The sequence below is a fragment of the Candidatus Poriferisocius sp. genome (assembly GCF_965214065.1).
In the GTDB taxonomy this organism is placed as follows: Bacteria; Actinomycetota; Acidimicrobiia; order Acidimicrobiales; family Bin134; genus Poriferisocius.
In genome coordinates this window covers 100,332-118,079 of record NZ_CBDCAT010000024.1, presented here as the reverse complement: position 1 = coordinate 118,079, position 17,748 = coordinate 100,332, and the positions used below count along the sequence as shown (strand labels likewise).

At 67.4% G+C, this 17,748-nt stretch carries 18 protein-coding genes and 1 tRNA gene; 10 read left to right on the top strand and 9 right to left on the bottom strand.

The features are described from left to right. Positions 1–9: 9 nt before the first annotated feature. The 6 genes from ACOOGG_RS02515 to tig form a co-directional block, all read right to left on the bottom strand. A complete protein-coding gene (locus tag ACOOGG_RS02515; protein ID WP_420431951.1) occupies positions 10–1,053 on the bottom strand; it encodes a rod shape-determining protein in 1,044 nt (347 codons plus the stop codon). Between the two features lie 116 nt (positions 1,054–1,169). Beyond that, positions 1,170–1,577: a nucleoside-diphosphate kinase gene (ndk, locus tag ACOOGG_RS02510; RefSeq protein ID WP_420431949.1), complete on the bottom strand. Its 408-nt coding sequence runs from the start codon at positions 1,575–1,577 to the stop codon at positions 1,170–1,172. 48 nt (positions 1,578–1,625) lie between these two features. After that, a complete protein-coding gene (locus tag ACOOGG_RS02505; RefSeq protein WP_420431947.1) occupies positions 1,626–2,960 on the bottom strand; it encodes a bifunctional folylpolyglutamate synthase/dihydrofolate synthase in 1,335 nt (444 codons plus the stop codon). Between the two features lie 8 nt (positions 2,961–2,968). Then, positions 2,969–4,270 (bottom strand): ATP-dependent Clp protease ATP-binding subunit ClpX, encoded by a 1,302-nt coding sequence (gene clpX, locus ACOOGG_RS02500; protein ID WP_420431945.1) that lies wholly within the window; start codon positions 4,268–4,270, stop codon positions 2,969–2,971. A 14-nt stretch (positions 4,271–4,284) separates the two neighbouring features. Further along, on the bottom strand, positions 4,285–4,917 hold the full coding sequence (locus ACOOGG_RS02495) for an ATP-dependent Clp protease proteolytic subunit (RefSeq protein ID WP_420431943.1): 633 nt from the start codon (positions 4,915–4,917) through the stop codon (positions 4,285–4,287). Then, on the bottom strand, positions 4,914–6,281 hold the full coding sequence (tig, locus tag ACOOGG_RS02490) for a trigger factor (RefSeq protein ID WP_420431941.1): 1,368 nt from the start codon (positions 6,279–6,281) through the stop codon (positions 4,914–4,916). The genes ACOOGG_RS02495 and tig overlap by 4 nt, the downstream gene beginning before the upstream one ends. 91 nt (positions 6,282–6,372) lie before the next feature. Here tig and ACOOGG_RS02485 point away from each other — a divergent pair. Next, positions 6,373–6,443 (top strand) — tRNA-Gly (locus ACOOGG_RS02485). 360 nt (positions 6,444–6,803) lie between these two features. Here the strand turns inward: ACOOGG_RS02485 and ACOOGG_RS02480 are convergent. Both ACOOGG_RS02480 and ACOOGG_RS02475 read right to left on the bottom strand, forming a co-directional pair. After that, positions 6,804–7,139 (bottom strand): DUF86 domain-containing protein, encoded by a 336-nt coding sequence (locus tag ACOOGG_RS02480; protein ID WP_420431939.1) that lies wholly within the window; start codon positions 7,137–7,139, stop codon positions 6,804–6,806. Next, a complete protein-coding gene (locus ACOOGG_RS02475; RefSeq protein ID WP_420431937.1) occupies positions 7,136–7,429 on the bottom strand; it encodes a nucleotidyltransferase domain-containing protein in 294 nt (97 codons plus the stop codon). Before ACOOGG_RS02475 ends, ACOOGG_RS02480 begins: the two co-directional genes overlap by 4 nt. Before the next feature lie 355 nt (positions 7,430–7,784). On the opposite strand from ACOOGG_RS02475, the gene ACOOGG_RS02470 reads away from it, so the two are divergent. Next, positions 7,785–8,387, top strand: coding sequence for a metallophosphoesterase (locus ACOOGG_RS02470; protein WP_420431935.1), 603 nt, complete (start codon positions 7,785–7,787; stop codon positions 8,385–8,387). A gap of 293 nt (positions 8,388–8,680) precedes the next feature. After that, positions 8,681–8,902: a helix-turn-helix transcriptional regulator gene (locus ACOOGG_RS02465; protein WP_420431933.1), complete on the top strand. Its 222-nt coding sequence runs from the start codon at positions 8,681–8,683 to the stop codon at positions 8,900–8,902. A gap of 75 nt (positions 8,903–8,977) precedes the next feature. Here ACOOGG_RS02465 and ACOOGG_RS02460 read toward each other — a convergent pair whose 3' ends face one another. Next, complete coding sequence (locus tag ACOOGG_RS02460; RefSeq protein ID WP_420431931.1) at positions 8,978–9,970, bottom strand: nucleotidyltransferase domain-containing protein; 993 nt, start codon at positions 9,968–9,970, stop codon at positions 8,978–8,980. Positions 9,971–10,151: 181 nt separating this feature from the next. On the opposite strand from ACOOGG_RS02460, the gene ACOOGG_RS02455 reads away from it, so the two are divergent. The 7 genes from ACOOGG_RS02455 to ACOOGG_RS02425 all read left to right on the top strand — a co-directional run bounded on the left by ACOOGG_RS02455 (position 10,152) and on the right by ACOOGG_RS02425 (position 17,690). Then, positions 10,152–10,457, top strand: a complete 306-nt coding sequence (locus ACOOGG_RS02455; protein ID WP_419923997.1) for a hypothetical protein — start codon at positions 10,152–10,154, stop codon at positions 10,455–10,457. Positions 10,458–10,463: 6 nt separating this feature from the next. Beyond that, complete coding sequence (locus ACOOGG_RS02450; protein WP_419925436.1) at positions 10,464–10,808, top strand: type II toxin-antitoxin system RelE family toxin; 345 nt, start codon at positions 10,464–10,466, stop codon at positions 10,806–10,808. 157 nt (positions 10,809–10,965) lie between these two features. After that, positions 10,966–11,736, top strand: coding sequence for a M15 family metallopeptidase (locus ACOOGG_RS02445; RefSeq protein WP_420431929.1), 771 nt, complete (start codon positions 10,966–10,968; stop codon positions 11,734–11,736). Positions 11,737–12,239: 503 nt separating this feature from the next. Continuing rightward, entirely contained in the window at positions 12,240–12,479 is a 240-nt protein-coding gene (locus ACOOGG_RS02440) for a hypothetical protein (RefSeq protein ID WP_420431927.1), read from the top strand. Positions 12,480–12,749: 270 nt separating this feature from the next. Next, the gene (locus ACOOGG_RS02435) at positions 12,750–13,436 is read left to right on the top strand and encodes a hypothetical protein (protein ID WP_420431925.1); all 687 of its coding nucleotides are present in this window, start codon (positions 12,750–12,752) and stop codon (positions 13,434–13,436) included. Positions 13,437–14,033: 597 nt separating this feature from the next. Beyond that, positions 14,034–15,302 (top strand): hypothetical protein, encoded by a 1,269-nt coding sequence (locus ACOOGG_RS02430; RefSeq protein WP_420431923.1) that lies wholly within the window; start codon positions 14,034–14,036, stop codon positions 15,300–15,302. Beyond that, positions 15,303–17,690 (top strand): hypothetical protein, encoded by a 2,388-nt coding sequence (locus ACOOGG_RS02425; protein WP_420431921.1) that lies wholly within the window; start codon positions 15,303–15,305, stop codon positions 17,688–17,690. The last annotated feature ends 58 nt before the right edge of the window (positions 17,691–17,748 follow it).

Here is a 17,748-nt window from a genome sequence, read left to right as displayed (position 1 = left end):
TCCGAGCGATCAGTCGTACGACGACGAGAAGAGGAGCCCCTCGAGCGCGTCAAACTCCTCCAGCGACTGGCCCGAGCCGATGGCCACGGCGTGGAGGGGATTGGGCGCCAAGCGGATCGGCATCCCCGTCTCTTCCTCGAGTCGTGGGGCGAGGCCGTTCAACAGGGCCCCGCCACCAGCCAGCACGATGCCCGCCTCCATGATGTCGGCGGCCAGCTCGGGGGGAGTCTCGTCCAGCGTCACTTTGACCGCGTCCACAATAGATCTAACCACCTCGGAGATGGCCTCGCGGATCTCGGAGGTGGAGGTGACCACGGTCTTGGGCAGGCCGGTAACCATGTCCTGGCCCCGAACCTCGGCATAGCGGTTCTCGCTGCCCGTCCACGCCGACCCCAACACCATCTTGACCTCTTCGGACGTTCGGCTGCCGATGGTAAGGCTGTGCTCCTTCTTCATGAAAGCGATGATGTCCTCGTCCATCCGGTCACCGCCCATCCGGATCGACTGGCCGGTGACCACCCCGCCCAGCGAGATCATGGCCACCTCGGTGGTGCCGCCGCCAATGTCCACGATCATGTTGCCCGAGGCCTCTTGCACCGGGAGGCCGGCGCCGATGGCCGCGGCCATCGGCTCTTCGATGATGTAGACCGGCTTCTTCGCCCCGGCAGAGACCGCCGCCTCCTGCACAGCCCGCTGCTCCACGGGGGTGATGCCGGAGGGAACGCAGATCACCATGCGGGGCCGTGTCAATCTCCCCGGAGACACTCGCTGGATGAAGTACCGCAGCATCTTCTCGCAGATGTCGAAGTTGGCGATCACGCCGTCTTTGAGTGGACGGATAGCCTGGATATAGGCCGGTGTGCGACCCAGCATCTGCTTGGCCTTGGTGCCCACCGCCAAGGGCGTGCCATTGCTGTCCACCGCCACCACGGAGGGCTCGTTGATCAAGATGCCCTCGCCGCGGACATATACGAGCGTGTTGGCGGTGCCCAGGTCTATCGCGATATCGCGGCCCGCCAATCCGCTGCCGGAAGAGAACCGCCGCTTCGCCATGCTGCAAGGTTAGAGCAGCCGACCTGAAACCGCACACCGGCCAAGAGGCCGCGTTTCACAGGTTGGGAAAGAAGCCAGCCCGACGCCGACTGCACCTACTTGTGCCGGGCCGCGCCTCACAGGTTGGGAAAGAATATGGCGATCTCCCGCTCCGCAGAGGCGTTGCTGTCGGAGCCGTGGACGAGGTTCTCGGTAACCTCCAAGCCGTAATCGCCCCGAATAGTCCCCGGCGGGGAATCCAAGGGGTTGGTGGCCCCCATCATGGAGCGCACAACGGCATAGACGTCGTCAGGCCCCTCGAGCACCAAGGCGACCGAGGGGGAGCGGCCGATGAACGCCACCAAGTCGGGATAAAACGGGCGGTCCACGTGCTCGGCGTAGTGGCGGGCGGCCAGGTCGGCGTCAATGGTCAGCAAGCGCATAGCCGCGATCCGCAGACCCCGGGATTCAAAACGGGACAATATGGCCCCCACCAGGCCCCTCTCCACCGCATCGGGCTTGCACAGCACCAGTGTCCGATTCACCGCCAGAACCCTACTGATCTCGACCCGTCACTCAACACCGCCAGAACCCTACTGATCTCGTGGCACGAGGTGAAGGCGGGCCGCACCAGCGGTATACAGAGAACCGGTGACCACCACCGCGCCCTCGTCACCAGACAGCGCCAGGGCTCGTTCCACCGCCTCGGTTACGTCGTGAGCGATCTCGGCGTCGATCCCCTGGTTCCGGGCCGCGTCCGCCAAATCAGCGGCCGGCAAGGCCCGCGGCCAGTCGGGAGCGCAGCACACCACCAAGTCGCAGCGGGCGTCGGAGGCAGCGATAGCGGCCAGCATGGCGTCGGGATCCTTGTCGCTCATCATGCCCACCACCCAGGTGACCGTGCCCAAAACGGTGAACTGGTCGGCCAGCGCGGCCGCCGCCGCGGCGAGGCCGTCAGGGTTGTGGGCCCCGTCGATCACCACCAGGGGCTGACGGGCCACCACTTCGAATCGAGCCGGAACCGCCACGGCGCCCAACGCGTCCAGGAGAGGCCCATCCAATGCTTGTTCCACCAGGGCCTCAAACGCGGCGATGGCCATTGCGGCGTTGTGCCCCTGGTGGGCGCCGAACAGGCTGACGTAGATGTCTTCGTAGCTGGCCCGGGGGGTGCGAACCGTGATCAGCCGGCCGCCCACCGCCGGGTGGTTCTCCACCAACTCGAAGTGCTGGCCGGAAACCAGCAGCTCTCCAGGGGACTCCTCAGCGGCAATCGCCACTAACTCGGCGTCCATCGGTCCCAGCACGGCGGTGATATCGGGATGGAGGATGCCCGCCTTCTCCCCCATCACCGCGGCCTCCCAGCCAAAGCGGCCGTCGGTGTGGTCGCGACCGATGTTGGTGATCACCGCCACCCGGCTGTTCACCACGTTGGTGGCGTCGTAGCGGCCCAGCTTGCCCACCTCCACCACGGCCAGGTCCACGGCCACATCGGCGAACCAGCGCAGAGCCGCCGCGGTAACCAGCTCAAACCATGAGGGCTGGGCGCAGGCGGGGCCCGAGGCCAGATGGCTCTCCACCAGCCGCAGATGGCCCAACAGCTCGGCCAGCTCGGCATCGCTGACGTGATCGCCGCCCACGGCCATGCGCTCGTTGATGCGCTCGACATGGGGGCTGGCATAGACCCCGACACTCATGCCCCACGCTTGGGCCAGCGCGGCAATCAGCGCGGCCACCGAGCCTTTGCCGTTGGTGCCGGAGATGTGGACAGCCGGGTAGTCGGCTTGGGGGTCGCCCAGTGCGGCCAGCAGCCTGCGCATGGGGGCCAGCGACAAGCCATCGGAATCGCCGGCGGTGGCCTCCAAGTTGACGTGTCCGTCCAGCCACGCCCGGGCCTCGGCCACCGACGAAAAGGAGGCCAGGTTGTCCATGCCGACGCTCAGCCGGTCCTAGAGGGACGCCAAGCAGTCAGCTGGCTTGGCGACGGGACCGGTCGCTTGAACGGGCTTTGGCCGCATTGAGCAGCTTGGGGGCTTCGGTCGCCGCGGACTGCCTCGGCGTTGACCACGCACTGGACCACATCATCTCGGCTGGGCAGATCGTACATAACGTCGAGCAGAACCTCTTCCAAGATGGCCCGCAGCCCCCGGGCGCCGGTGTTGCGGGAGAGGGCCAACTCGGCCACCTCGGCCAGCGACTCGTCGGAGAACAACAGCTCCACGTTCTCGAACTCGAAAAACTTGCAGTACTGCTTAATCAGGGCGTTCTTGGGCTCAACCAGAATCCGCACCAGCATGTCCCGCTCGAGGTGGGACACCACGCCGACCACCGGCAGGCGTCCGATGAACTCGGGGATGAGGCCAAACTTGATCAGATCCTCCGGCTGAACCTGGGTGAACAGCTCCCCGTGGTCGCGCTCGGTCTCGGTGCGGATGTCGGCACCGAAACCAACCCCGACGTTGCCCACCCGCTGCTCGATGATCTGCTCCAAGCCGGCGAAGGCGCCGCCCACGATGAACAAGACGTTGGTGGTGTCGATCTGGATGAACTCCTGATGGGGGTGTTTGCGCCCCCCCTGGGGCGGCACCGATGCAGTGGTGCCCTCCAAGATCTTCAAAAGCGCCTGCTGCACGCCCTCGCCGGACACGTCCCGGGTGATGGACGGGTTCTCGCTCTTGCGGGAGATCTTGTCGATCTCGTCGATGTAGATGATGCCGGTCTCGGCCTTTTTGACGTCGTAGTCGGCGGCCTGGATCAGCTTGAGGAGGATGTTCTCCACGTCCTCGCCCACATAACCGGCCTCGGTCAAAGCGGTGGCATCGGCGATGGCAAAGGGCACATTGAGCATCCGGGCCAGTGTCTGGGCCATCAGCGTCTTGCCGCACCCAGTGGGGCCGAGCAGCAAGATGTTCGACTTGGACAGCTCCACCTCGGGATCCGACGAGCCCATCTGCACCCGCTTGTAGTGGTTGTAGACCGCTACCGACAAGATCCGCTTGGCATGCTCCTGGCCGATTATGTAGTCGTTCAAAAAGGAGTAGATCTCCTGGGGCTTGGGCAGCTCTTTGAACCCGACATCGGCGCCCTCGGCCAACTCCTCTTCGATGATCTCGTTGCAAAGGTCGATGCACTCGTCGCAGATGTAGACGCCGGGGCCGGCGATCATCTTCTTGACCTGCTTTTGGGTCTTGCCGCAGAAGCTGCACTTCAGCAGCTCGCCGCCTTCTCCAAACTTCGCCACGGCCTCAGTCCCCCCTACCGGATGGCCGTGATCGGGCCGGCGGTTTCGACGGCGTCACGCGACGAGATGACCTCGTCGATGAGCCCATACTCTTTGGCATCCTCGGCGGTCATCACATAGTCGCGGTCAGTGTCCTGCTTGACCTTGTCGAGTTCTTGGCCGGTGTGGTGGGCCAGCAGCTCTTCAAGCTGATCTTTGAGCCGCTGGATCTCCCTTGATGCGATCTCGATATCGGACACCTGCCCCGATGCCCCGGCATAGGGCTGGTGGATCAGCATCCGGCTATGGGGGAGGGCCAGGCGCTTGCCGGGTGCACCCGCGGCCAACAGCACCGCGGCGGCCGAGGCCGCCTGACCGAAGCAGATGGTGGTTATGTCGGGCTTCAAGTACTGCATGGTGTCGTAGATGGCGAACATGGCATTGATGTCGCCGCCGGGGCTGTTGACGTAGAGGTTGATGTCTTTGTCGGGGTTCTCCGACTCCAAGTGCAGAAGCTGGGCGCAGATGAGATTGGCCACCGTGTCGTCGATGGGTGTGCCCAAGAAGATGATGTTCTCCTTGAGCAGCCGGGAATAGAGATCGAACGAGCGCTCGCCCCGGTTGGTCTGCTCGACGACGACGGGCACCATGTAGTTCTGAGGTTTCATGTGACTTGGCTCTCGATGGTGGTGGGGGGAAGCTCAGACTCGTCGTCCGGATTCAGGCTAGAACGTTCGATGGGGTTTCCGTCGGGATCTCTGATCTCGACCCGCTCCAACACCCATTCCCGGGTCTTGCGCATCTGTGCATCCAATCGTACCCCCTTGAGACGGCTTTCCTCGCCCTCGAACACCGATGACTTGAGCTCGTCGACGGTCTGGCCCACCTGGGCGGCCAGGCCGGCGAGCTCCCAGTCCACGTCCTGATCGGTGGCCACGATGGACTCCGCGACGGCTACCGCCCGCAGGGCCAAGTCGGTCTTTGCCTCTTGGAGAGCGGGTTCCCGCAGCGATTCGGCCATCTCGTCGATGCTCTGGCCGATGGCATCAAGGTAGGCATCCATCTCGACGCCCTGGCTGCCCAGGCGCATCTGGAGGGTTCGGAGGCGATGCTGCACCTCGGCGTCCACCAGTGCCTCGGGGATGTCGTCGGTCACCAGCTCGGCTAGCTGCTCCCCCACTTGGGCGGACAGCGAGGCTAAGGCGTTGGCCCGCTTGGCCAGGGCGATGTTCTCGAAGATGTCGTTCCGCAGCTCGCCGACAGTGTCGAACTCAGAGGCCTCTTGGGCGAACTCGTCGTCCAAATCGGGAAGAACGGTCTCCTGCACCTCTTTGACCAGGATGCGGAACCGCAAGAGCCCGTCCTCTTCGGGATCGGGGTGCTCGGCGTTGAACTCCAAGATGTCGCCGGCCTTGGATCCCCGAAGCTGCTCGTCGATCTCGGGGACCACGGCGCCTTGGCCCACTTCATATGCGTAGCCGTCCACAGTAAGTCCCTCGACCTCCTCGCCGTTGTACGACCCGTAGATGTCCATGGTCACGTGGTCGCCGTCGATGGCCGGCCGGGTGACGGGGGCCAGCTCGCCGAACTGCTTGCGGAGTTGGTCAACCTGCTGTCCGACCTCGTCGTCGGTGGGAACCGGGCTGGGCACCTCGGCTTTGAGCTGGTCGTAGCCGGTGATGGCGATCAAGGGGCGCACCTCCACCACCGCATCGAAGCTGACCGGTCCTTCCTCGGCCCCGCTGGTGATGTCGATCTCCGGGGGTGCGATCACGTCCACATCGTGGTCGGCCAACGCCTGGGCGTAGTACTCGGGCACAGCATCGCTGAGAGCCTCCCCCCGAGCCGCCTGGGGACCCAGCCGAGCCTCCAGCACCCGCCGGGGGGCTTTGCCGGGACGGAAACCGGGGAGGCGGACCTGGTGGGCCAGTTTGCGGAAGGCCTCGTCCAGCTTCGCCTCGAATTCGTCGGGATCTATGTCCACCGAAAGCTTGACCCGGTTGCCCTCTAGGGCCTCGACGCTGCTCCTCACAGGGTCCGCATTCTACCGGCGGGCCTCCGAATACTCGTGTCGTAGCCGGTTGCAGATATCATGCGGGCAGATATCATGGGTGGCCAACCCTGCGGGTGTAGTTCAGTGGTAGAACCCCAGCCTTCCAAGCTGATGACGCGAGTTCGATTCTCGTCACCCGCTCTCTTCGAAGCCCCAGCTTGCGGTGGCGAACGCAATGATCATCTCGGCCACCTAGCGGTGTGTCGCAGAAAAAGCGCCCCCGGCAGGATTCGAAGGCTTGTCGTTTCCCCTGGTCATGAGCTTAGGACTCTAGATTCTGCTGTTGTGCCCCACAATTTGTCCCACATCTGAGGCGGATTGGTGTGCCGGTAGTTGTGCGGGTCGAATCTGGTAGCGCCTCTGCGGTCTATCCATGTGTTATCCGCTGGGGGGCTCAGCGACGCGGAGATCGCGGCGCGGTTGGGCGGAGACCAGGCGACGGTGTGGCTGGCTGGGGAGGTGTCGCCGCTACAGTTCGATGCCTGGCTGGCACCTGCTCTGCTAGGTGTCGTCGGCCAGGTCGGAAAATGCGGCGGCCAGGTCCGGGACGCTTGCGCAGACGGCTTCCCACACCAGGTTCCGGTCTATGTCGTCGTAGTCGTGCGCGATGAAGTTGCGCATCGCCCGCGCTTTGGCCAACGGCAGATGCGGGTGCTTTTGGGCGAATTCCTCGGACAGCTTGCCGGCGGCCTCGCCGATGATCTCCAGTTGGCGCTCCGCGGCTGCTCGCACCATCCAGCTGGCCTCGAATTGGTCCCGGCCGCCACCAGCGATCATCTCGAGGTGCTGCGCGGCGAGCAAGATGTGCTCCAAGAGGTCGCGGTCGCGGCTGCTCACAGCGAGATGGCGTCGGCGAGGATGCCGCTGTGCTTGTCCTTGAGCCCGCCCACAGAGACCACGTCCACATCGCAGCCCAACAGCTTCTCCAGATCCAGCTTCAGCCCTGCCTGGTCAAACAGCGAGGCACCTTCTGTGAACCGCGCCAAAAAGTCACAGTCGCTGTCGTCAGTGTCGTCGCCGCGCGCCACCGAGCCGACCAGCGCTATCGAGTCGGCCTTGTTCCGGGCCGCGGCAGCACGGATGGCCTCGCGGTGCTTTCCCAAGACGGCATCGCGTCGCGTTCCCATAGCTTCATGCTAGACGCTCCGACTCCCGCATCGCGATGGCCGCGACCCCCAGCCAATGGTCAACAGCCCAAAGCGCTCGATCCTGCTGTAGCGCCCCGCAATCGGGCCCACGCCTGAACCGGATCGCTGGGCGATGCCATCCGGGGCTTGCCCCCTTTGAGCGTTTTCACCCATTCACGAGACGCCAGCGCTATCACCGCTGCGCCAGCACACAGCAGGCCAGAGCAACGGATCCCGGAACCGGACAGGGCCGTCGCCCCCGATCGGGGCTGGAGGAATAGCTCGTCCTTCAGGGTTTGCCGGCGCGGGGGATATTCGCTGGCGCGCCCGTTGCCTGGGATGGGACCGTGAGCCGATGGGCAGGCGGTACACGTCCGATCAGCATTTCGGGCATACCAACATCATCGGGTACTGCGGGCGCCCGTTCGCCGATGCCGATGCCATGGACAAGGAGATGGTCGCCCGCTGGAACGATGTGGTGGCCGACGAGGACGAGGTGTGGATCCTGGGGGACCTGGTGATGGGCGGGAAGGCGCAGGGCCTCGCCGGGCACGTAGCGCGCCTCAAGGGGCGAAAGATCCTCGTGCCCGGAAACCACGACCGGTGCTGGCAGGGCCACAGAGACCACCGCTGGGAGCGGGCCGACTACTACCGCATCGGCGGTATGGACAAGATCATCGACAATCCCGAGCCCCACTCCATCGCCGGGCACACTGCGCAGCTCAGCCATTTCCCCTATGTGCTCGACGCCCGCCACGACATGAGATACGACCAATGGCGCCCCCAAGACGACGGTGACTGGCTGCTGCACGGCCACGTCCACGAGAAATGGCGCCAACAGCACCGGCAGGTAAACGTCGGCGTCGACGCCTGGCGCTTCGCCCCCGTCGCCGAGCACACCATCGCCGACCTCATCGCGAAAGGACCCTCGAATACCCCCATTCCCGACCACACATGAGCAGCCCGCCGAACAGCCGCCCAAGCCGCTGACCCCGAACCACCCCGCGAGATCGACGGTGCAAGAGCCCCGGTCTGGCCAGTCCCCACGATCCACAGGCTGCGATGGCATTGACGGGGAAACAGGCCGCCGGGCAGGTCTAGGCGGCCTGTCGGTCTCGGTCGAAGACAGGGTTGCCCCTGTCCGGAACAACCGGTCGAACAGGCGACACACAGGGGCTGTGGCGGCTTGCGACCGGTGTTCGGGTGGTTGGCGACCGGTTGCGACCGGTGGGGTGTCGCATAGTGGCGGGCATGGAAACCAACATTGGAGAACAGCACGACATCTTGTTGACCCGACCGCAGGTGGAGGCCCGCTGCGGCCTTTCGACGAGTTCGGTCTACCGGCTTATGCGCGAGGGCCTGTTCCCCGAGCCGATCCGCGTCGGCCGGCGGGCCGTGCGCTGGCCCGCGTCGGAGATTGATGAATGGCTCGCCACCCGGCCCCGCGCCACCGGCGACCGCCCCGCCGCCTAGACCGCCGGTTGCGCGCGGCAGGTCGTTTGCCCGACTGCCGGGCATCTACAAGAATCCGCCACGGCGAGCCTTCTGCTAACCGCGGGGAGGATGCTCTCGACCTTCACGGCTCTGGGCCGGTAGCTGCTGTTCGATGCTGGCGCATCGTCGCAGCGCCTGTTGGGCTTGGGCGGGCTGGTGGCCGAGGGCTTGTTCGATGAGAGAGATGGCGGTGGCGGCGAGTTGGACGGCTGCTGCGGCCATCTGCGCGGCGAACTCGGGGGTGGCGGCGTTGGGGTCGGCACCGGGCAGCGGGGTAGCGGGGTAGGTGCTGGTGTGCCGCCATATTGAAATCTGGTCGGGGGCGAGCGGTCCCAAGGTGGCGTCGATGAGGGCGGCTTGGGCGGGGTCGAGATGGCGGCGGGCGGCGTCGATGAGGCCGCAGATGCTGCGGGTGTTTTCGAGATGGGGTGCTCGGCGGGCGCAGATGAGGGCTTGCAGCGAGGTTTCCATGGCGATCTGGGCGTGCTCGCAGACGCTGAGCAGCCGGCTGTGTTGCATTTGGTGCGCGCGGTCGGTGTCGTCTTCGGCGAGGGCGTCGGCCTCAGAGGGAGGCGGGCGCAGGTAGGCCAGGATTGTGTTGAGCGAGTGAGTGGTCTTCGCGAGGATCGCGACCGCTTGCTGCTCGTCGGTTGCGGGCTTGCCGATCTTCTTGTCCCAGTCGATGGGCGACTTGGGTGGCCGGGACATGAGGGTGATGGCACAGGAGGCGATATGGGCCTCGAAGCTGGAGCGGCACTGTGTGGTACGGACGCGCCACTCGGCTCGGTCGGTCACCCGCGCATCGCACGCGAACCCGTCTGCTTGCTCCGCGGCAGTGCGGGCCTGGTGGGCGAGCTCGCGGCGCTGCGTGTAGTCGCCGAGATCGTCGAACATCACCACCAAGTCCACGTCTGAGCCAGCCGTCGCACAGCCGCGCGCCACCGAGCCGAACACGAGCACCTCCGCTGGGTCCAAGACCCTGCTGATGCGCTCGGCGGCCCTGCGGGCGTCTCCCACAGAAGGCGACAGGTGATCGGGGGCAGTCACAGCGTCAGGCTACGCCGCCTGCCAGCGGGCCCGACTCGGGTTTCAGGGGGCGGTCAGGCAGTCGGTGTCGTTGCGCACCTGGTCGAAGCGGGGCCGGTTTGAGGCCGGTGTGGTGCGGTCTGACATTGTTGGTTGGTGCGGGTAGGGTGTTTGCACCGCGAACCGCGCATGGAGGCTGGCAATGGGCACAAAGCACGCCCGAAAAGGAGCTGCGGCGTTCCGCTCCCAGACCGAGGAGTTCATCGAGTCGATGGACGGGCTGCGCTGGCTGGCCCACCTCGACGAGGACGACATTGACGCCATGCTCAACGAGGTGGGCGAAGCGCTCGCCGCCCACACCGGCGCTGAGTGCCGAGCGCAGTTGGCCTATGCGCTGTGGGACTGGAAGGCGACCGCCGAGGCCCAGGCCGATCCCGAGTTGCGCCGCCGCCTGAGCGAGCCCATTGCCGCGGTGTCGGGAGAGCCCGTTCCCATTCCCGCCGCCTGAGCGCGGATGGCAAAGCGCAAAGACCGGGTGGCCCCGCCCCCGGAGAAGGGCGGATGGGACATCCGCTTCGCCAGCAACCAGGCCGCCCGCGAGTGGGACGAGCTGTGCAACACCGCTTCGGCCAACACCCGGCGGGCGTGGAACGACATCACCCGCGACCCCCGCCGCCACAGCAGCCGCCAGGCCAGGCTCAGAAAAGAGTTCGGCGCCAAGCAACTGGAGGGCAAGGTGCTGGAGCAATGGCAGCACGAGGTCACCGCCGGCGGTCGCATCTGGTACTGCCCCGACGACGACACCAAAACAGTGTGGGTGACCGCCGTCTACATCGGCCACCCCAAATCAACCGAGTAGCGGCCCCCGACGAGTCCGACCCCACGATTCCCCACAAGACTCGAAGACCCCCCACGAGCAGCCTTCGCCGGCGGTCGCAGCCCCTTGCGACCGCTGGCGGCTCCGGTCGGGGCAGTTGCGACCGGTTGCGACCGGTGGGGTTTCACAGGATTGGCGCATGACGAAGAATGCTGTAGTCCATGACAAGAAGCCTGCAACGCCGCCCGCGGCAGGGGGAAAGCTGTTGATGTCGCCGGAGGTGGTGCCCGAGCAGAGGCTGGGGTGGTGCCGGCACCTGCCGCCGATGCCCGCCGCCTTCGGGCTGCCGTCTGTGCGACAGCGCTGTGTGGGTTCGTCGCAGCCACTGGTGGAGGTGCGCGGCATCGACGTGTTGGACGCCTATGAGCACTTGGGCATCTTGGGGGCGCGCCGGATGCTGGTGCGCTCTGATGTGGCCAAGCGACTGTTGTTGGCCGAGCGGCTTTTGCCGAGTGGGTTCTCTCTGGTGGTGCTGGACGCGTGGCGGTCTCCCGACGAGCAGCAGGCGCTGGTGTGCTTCTACGGCGACGGTGCCGCCGAAGACGGGTTCGTCGCCCCGGTGTCAGACGACGGGTGCCGCCCGCCGCACACCACCGGCGGAACCGTTGATCTCACCTTGTCGTGGCTCGATCAGCCCCTGGCGCTGGGCACCGACTACGACTCGTTCGACGCCGAGGCCGCCGTCCACGCATTCGAGGCCCCTAGCGCTGATGCCCGTGTGCGGCTGTTGCGCCGCGGGTTCGCCTACGCCATGTCGACCGCGGGATTCGTGCCCTACGACAAGGAGTGGTGGCACTGGTCCCACGGCGACGACGTGTGGGCCCAGGCGATGGCACGGCCCGCGCTGTACGACATCGTGGAGCACCCGCCTCTCGAGCGAACCCGCTCAGCGGGAATCTGTTTGGACTGAGGCCGCCCTGGTCGACGGCGCGCACCCCCCGCCGGGCGTCCGCGCCTTCGCGCCGTCTGGGAGGGAGGTCGCGGGGCGTGGTGGCGGGCGGTGTGTCTGTGGCGGGCGCGGGGCGAGCTGCCCGTGGTGGAGTCTTGGGGTGGTTCGGGCGGCGCTCGGCGGGTTCCCGCCAGGACGCGCGAGGCCTCTTCTGCGAGGCCGAACTCTTCAGGGGGCAATTCATGGCGACAGTGCTTCCGGGTTCGCATTTGGCGGGACATTCGTGCTTTGCAAGCGAGCGAATGTTATCGGCATTCGCAGCAGTCATGGGCGTTGGCCAGGCCAATGGGTGACATGCGTCGTCGCAATATCGAGATATAAGGGATTATTGCCGCATTTGTGGGTGAATGCCGGGGCGATTATGAGGACGCTGTTGCAAGCGAGCGGAAACTAGCTAGCATTTCGGGCGTTTGTGCGCAGATTGTGTGCAGAAGCAGGTGCCCAGTGAATTGGAGGTGGCGCTGGTGAGCCGCATTGACGTTGAGTACAGGGCCGATGGGATTTCGCTCATTTTGGCGAGTCAAGGGTTCTCGATGAGCGTGGAGCTGTCGCATTCCCAAGCTGACGATTTGCTGGAGCAGCTGATCTCGCAGCAGTCGGCGTCGACCGGCCAGAGAACCGACTCCGAGGGTGACTGCCGGGAGTTCGCCCAACCGGAGGGGGAGGCGTCGGGGGTTGGCTGCCAGGAGGTTGGCAGCGAGTAGGCCGGGGGCTGTGGCGGGGCCGCCTTGTCCAGGCCTGGGGCGCGGAGGGGGCCGGTTGCGCCGCTGCGGCCCGAGATGACCGTAAGCGGCCCCGCAGACAGGGGCGAGCGGAATGCCGAAAGGCGGCATGTGCGGTGTGTTGTCGGTATCGTGCTAGTGCAGCGGTTTCGGGGGAGTCCGGGTGTTCCTCTGTAGACTGGATGCATGGCAGCAACGCAGTAGCTGCGCGGGTCTGAGGAGGAATGCTCTCCAAGTTGAACGGAGGTGGTGGTGAGCGGAGTCACCGTAAAGCAGGAGCCTGACGGCACATCGCTGGAATTCGACAGCGGGGGCATAACGGTGAGCGTGCGGCTGACCCCGAAGCAGGTGGACCAGCTTGTGACGAAGCTGGTCGGCCGCTCGGAGGGGGAAGTGGGAAGGCTGGTGGACTCGGGTCGGGTGCTCAAGCAGACGGAGAGGACACGCGCCGCGACGAACAAGGGAATTGCCGCGGTGCTCCCGCTGCTGGACGCCGGGATGCTCCGGGCGGGGGAAACGCTGACGATGCGGTCCGAGGGCGAGGAGCACTCCGCGGTTGTCCGGGGAGATGGGTCGTTCGACATTGACGGCCACGTCGAGGGGTCGCCGACAGAGGCCGCTACCTACGCGGCCCAGGCACCGAGGTCGGGGTGGAGGATCTGGAAGAACGCCGCCGGGGAGACGCTCGAAGAGCTGCGGTGGCGCCTTCGCGCGTCGGACTTCCGCGACACCGGGGGCGAGGCGAGCAAGACGGTCGAGGAGTGGGTCGACTTCTGCATCCGAAAGAGGCTCAAGCCCAACAATGATCGGCCCGGCACCGTGGCCGCGTTCTTCAGCGACACGGGAGTCGAGGACACCGGCAACGCCCGAGCAGTCCTCGACCAGTGGTTCAGGTGGTGCATCAACCAGAAATGGACCCGCGCCGTCGGCCGTGCTTGAGCCCGCAGCAGCCGGCTTCTGCTCAAGCACCAGCAGGCGAGAGGCCCACGACGCAGAATCGCCGAACTCTCCCCGATGCAACGTAGCCGACAACATCATGGCGACTCTCAACTTCGGCTAGACAGCCCAGCTCTCGCTGTTGGGCCCGGTGCCCTCCTGTTGTGACACCGCATCGGGACAGTCGCGGCGAGGCGGCCCGCGTCGGCTGTCTTGGGCTCCGGCCTCAGATAACTTGAGTCGCCCATATTTTCCGCTCGCTTGCAAACACTGAGGGGGCGCACTCGACTGAACGACGATGCGGCCAGCTCGCTTTCTTGCCGTGCTGCGCCGCTGTCCCGTTTGGCCGTCGGGGCGGGTGGGAAAGACGCTCCCCTGAGCGTGTGACACAATATCCCTGATAATACGGCAACTTCCAATGCTGTGGCCGTCTTGTCTCAGACCGCGGGTAGGCTGGTGCGAGCAGCTCTCCCACAGTGTTCAAAGGCTTCGAGCTGTAGCCGCCAGCGGCGGGGGCAGAGGACCCCGCACGACAACGGAAGCCGCGATGCGTTGACGATTTTTCCTTCGCTCGCTTGCAACATACTCTTGGAGGACCCTATGAGGATTCGCATTCGGACACTCGCTATCGCCGCGGCGGTCGCAATCGCTTGGGCGGGATGCGGCGCAAAGGACGCCGCCGAGCCGATCGCGGGAGGCGTCGGCGAGCCCGGACCGCCTGAGGCGACCCTGTCGCCCGCCGGCGAGCCGGCCCTGCCCGGCGAGGCGGCGGAACAGGCGGATGGCGGGACCGGCGCGGGCTCCATCCCCCCGGCCCGAGTTGAGCCGGTCCCGACATCTGCTGTCGCAGCGACGCCGACCCCGGCATCGCCCCCGCAGCAGCCGGTGGTGGTCGCCGACGACCCGCTGGCGTGCGAGCCGGTCGAGGTCCACGGCCAACCCCACGACACCGAGCCCGCCGACACCGACGGCGACGGGGCCGACGACGCCTGCGTCTATGGCGGCGACGCCGAGCACACCCACGAAACCGGGCCGGTGGTCGTCGTCTCGCAGCCCGAGCTCGAGCCGGTGGAGGCCGAAGTGCCGGTCCCGTCGAGGATCGGCCAGCCAGACGAGGGCTGCGCCGAGCTGGACTCGGGCGGCTGGGACTGCCCCGAGGACCAGACCGAGACCCCGGTGCTGCCCACCCCTGAGCCGACCGCGGAGGCCTGGGGCGGCGGCGGCACCGGCTGGCACTGGGACGGCCACGGCCGGCCGGTGGCCGAGCGGGTGTGGTCGCAGGCCGAGACGGCCAGCCCGTGGCCGCCCGCCGGGGAGGGCCAAGCCGAGCTGGACTGGATGACCCAGTGCATGCGCGAGCGCCAGGAGCACGCGTCGGAGATGGTGGGCCGCGGCTGGGTTCCCGAGTCGGCGGCATCGCACGAGGCGGGCGCCAGGGACTGCTCCATCTACCTGTCCGAGGCGTGGGGGCCCGTCGTGCTCGACGGCAGGGACCGGGCGTGCGTGCTGGAGAGCCTGCTGGCCCGCAACGTCCGCACCATCTCGGGGGTCAACCGCTCCCACACCATGTGGGACTGCCCGACAGCACCCGAGGGCACCGACCCCGACCCGCTGCGCCCATTCGAGGCCCGCTGCGACGAGCTGGTGGCAAGGCTGGCCGATGCCGGCCACGACACAGAACAGGTCCAGCACTGGTGCGCCAGGCCAGCCTCGAACCCCTACGGCCAGCCGGGAGGCCCCCTGCCCGACCGCGACCCCGCCGACCCGTGCGACTCTCAGAGGTACGCCGCGAAGAACCTGCGCGAGGTCTACTGGCTCGCCGTCGGAGAAAACGGCCAGACGGCCCGCTACGACTGGAGGCCCTGCTAGATGCCAAAGCGCGGGCGGCGGGGGCTCCGGCGGTGCTGGCGATGGCGACTGGCGCTGGCGTTCGTCGCGTTCGCTTTGTTGACGACCGCCCACCAGTGCGAGGACGACGACGGCAACCCCATCGCCCACGACCACTGCTGGGACGGGTCCGAGGCCTTCCCGGGGGGCTGCCCGCCCCGCCCCACCCCGGAGCCCACCCCGAGGCCGACGCCGGAGCCCACCCCGAGGCCGACGCCGGAGCCCACCCCGAGGCCGACGCCGGAGCCCACGCCGAGGCCGACGCCGGAGCCGCCGACGGAGGTCGCGGTGACGGACTGCTCGGGGCATCCGGCAATCGTCCACGGCGAGCCGCACCAGACGTTCCCCCACGACGGCAACGGCAACGGCATCCAGGAAACCTGCGCGTATCCCGGCCAGATCCCCCACACCCACTCCTTGGAGCTCGTGAGCCACACCCACACCTACTACCCCTACGACCGGGAGGGGTCGGGCTGCACCCACTCCCACCAGGCGCCGACCGGCACCGCCCACTGGGCGGCGGGGTCGTGCCAGGCCCAAGTCCGACCGCAGAGACCAGACGACGCGTCGCCCCCGCCGTTCCCGCCGACCGGCGCGGGCACGCAGTCGAACCCGATAGACACCCCCGCATTCCACAGCCCAGAGTGCACGTGGGCGATGTTCGACAACAACGACTACGTGGTCTGCTACGAGGCCCGCTCCCCGACGGCCACCCTGGAGCACCACAACCTGTGGCGCAACGAGGAGCTCGTCGCGGGCCAATGGGTGATCGCGTCGTGGGGCATCAGCAGCTGCGGGGTCGGCCAGGGCGAGCCCAGCAACTGCGGCCACACCCCCCGCCCCGGAACCCTCACCCGCCGCCAGATCTGGCACACCCACGCCGACTCCGAAACCTGGGAGCGGCTCTGGGTGCGCGTGCAGCGCGACTGCCAGCCCCAGACCGGCGAGCACAACCACGGCCCCGAGGTGTGCGAGGCCGACCACCCGCCGGTGCCCGACTGCGCGCCCGGGCTGCCCGACGACCAGACCCAATCGTTCGCCGCCCACGACGCGGGAGGCGACAACACCACCGTGGAGGTGCCCGGCTGCGACCAGTCGGACACCGACTGCGAACCCCAGCCCGGCGAGCACAAACACGGCTCTGTCTGCGAGGGCGACCACCCGCCGCCTCCGGGCTGCGTGGCCGGGCTGCCCGACACCCAGACCCGCTCCTACACCACCCACAACCCAGACGGGCAGAACACCGCGGTCGAGGTCCCAGGATGCGACACCACGAGATGCGCGCCCCGGCCCGGCGAGCACAAACACGGCTCCCGGTGCGAGCGCGACCACCCGCCGGTGCCGGGCTGCGTGGCCGGGCTGCCCGACACCCAAAGCGCCCGGTACACAACCCACAACTCGTCGGGCCAGAACACCTCCGTCAGCGTCGTGGGCTGCGTCACGACGAACACCAACTGCGTGCCCGACCCCGGCGAGCACACCCACGGCTCCCGGTGCGAGGCCGACCACCCGCCGGTGCCGGGCTGCGTGGCCGGGCTGCCCGACACCGTGACGCGCTCCTACACCACCCACAACACGGCGGGCCAGAACACCACGGTCCCGGTGCCGGGCTGCGTGCCGACCTCCATCCCCCCGACCCCGGTGACCCCCGACCCCGACGACCCCGATATGCCGGTGTGCGACTCGAACTGGGGCGCGGGCCGGCTGGCGGCGCTGGCGGGCAGGGTGCGGTGGGAGTCCTATCTCGGCGCGGGCCACAGCCCGCCCACCCCCGAGATCGCGGGCGGCGGCACCTTCGCCCTCGCCGCGTCGGACGTGCAGGGCGGCACCCACCACCCGGCATGGATGTGGCTGGCGCTGAACGGCACGAGGCTCAACCGGGGCACCCTCGACGTGAACGACCAGCGCGACGGCCACGAGTGCTACTGGGAGGCCACCGGCGTGCGCGTCGAGATGCGCGAGCTGATCCCGGCCCGCGGCGGCGACGCGGAGATGCGGGCGCTCGCCGCCCGCTCAGGCGTCGGCGCGGCCCAAGCCCTGGCCACCGCGCTGGCCACCTGGGACCGCTGGACGGCCGGCGAGCAGGCCGATTGGGCCGCGGCGTTCGCCCCCGCCCGCCGGGTGGCGCCAGCGTGGTGCGACGACGACGACCTGCCGGTGTGGCGCCCGCTGGGCGGCCGCGAGCCGACCGAGGAGGCCCGGCGGGCGGCGTGCCGCTGGGAAGTCCCCCGCAAGGGCATCTGGGAGTGGCAGCTCAACGTCGCCTACACCAGCGACCAGGGCGACACAGCCGTCGTGCAACTCGACAGCGACGTCTCGTGGTTCCAAACCGCCATCGACCTCACCGAGGAGAGGGTGACGATCTGGTGATCTGGACCACATGGCCCGCGGGGCTCTTGGGCCCCGCGGTCGGCCGGATACGGCTCTC

Coding starts and splice junctions, on each gene's coding strand:
- ACOOGG_RS02425 (WP_420431921.1), top strand. CDS start 15,303: ATGCCAAAGCGCGGGCGGCGGGGGCTCCGGCGGTGCTGGCGATGGCGA.
- ACOOGG_RS02470 (WP_420431935.1), top strand. CDS start 7,785: ATGGGCAGGCGGTACACGTCCGATCAGCATTTCGGGCATACCAACATC.
- ACOOGG_RS02430 (WP_420431923.1), top strand. CDS start 14,034: ATGAGGATTCGCATTCGGACACTCGCTATCGCCGCGGCGGTCGCAATC.
- ACOOGG_RS02445 (WP_420431929.1), top strand. CDS start 10,966: ATGACGAAGAATGCTGTAGTCCATGACAAGAAGCCTGCAACGCCGCCC.
- ACOOGG_RS02450 (WP_419925436.1), top strand. CDS start 10,464: ATGGCAAAGCGCAAAGACCGGGTGGCCCCGCCCCCGGAGAAGGGCGGA.
- ACOOGG_RS02475 (WP_420431937.1), bottom strand. CDS start 7,429: ATGGGAACGCGACGCGATGCCGTCTTGGGAAAGCACCGCGAGGCCATC.
- ACOOGG_RS02505 (WP_420431947.1), bottom strand. CDS start 2,960: ATGGACAACCTGGCCTCCTTTTCGTCGGTGGCCGAGGCCCGGGCGTGG.
- ACOOGG_RS02495 (WP_420431943.1), bottom strand. CDS start 4,917: ATGAAACCTCAGAACTACATGGTGCCCGTCGTCGTCGAGCAGACCAAC.
- ACOOGG_RS02455 (WP_419923997.1), top strand. CDS start 10,152: ATGGGCACAAAGCACGCCCGAAAAGGAGCTGCGGCGTTCCGCTCCCAG.
- ACOOGG_RS02465 (WP_420431933.1), top strand. CDS start 8,681: ATGGAAACCAACATTGGAGAACAGCACGACATCTTGTTGACCCGACCG.
- ACOOGG_RS02515 (WP_420431951.1), bottom strand. CDS start 1,053: ATGGCGAAGCGGCGGTTCTCTTCCGGCAGCGGATTGGCGGGCCGCGAT.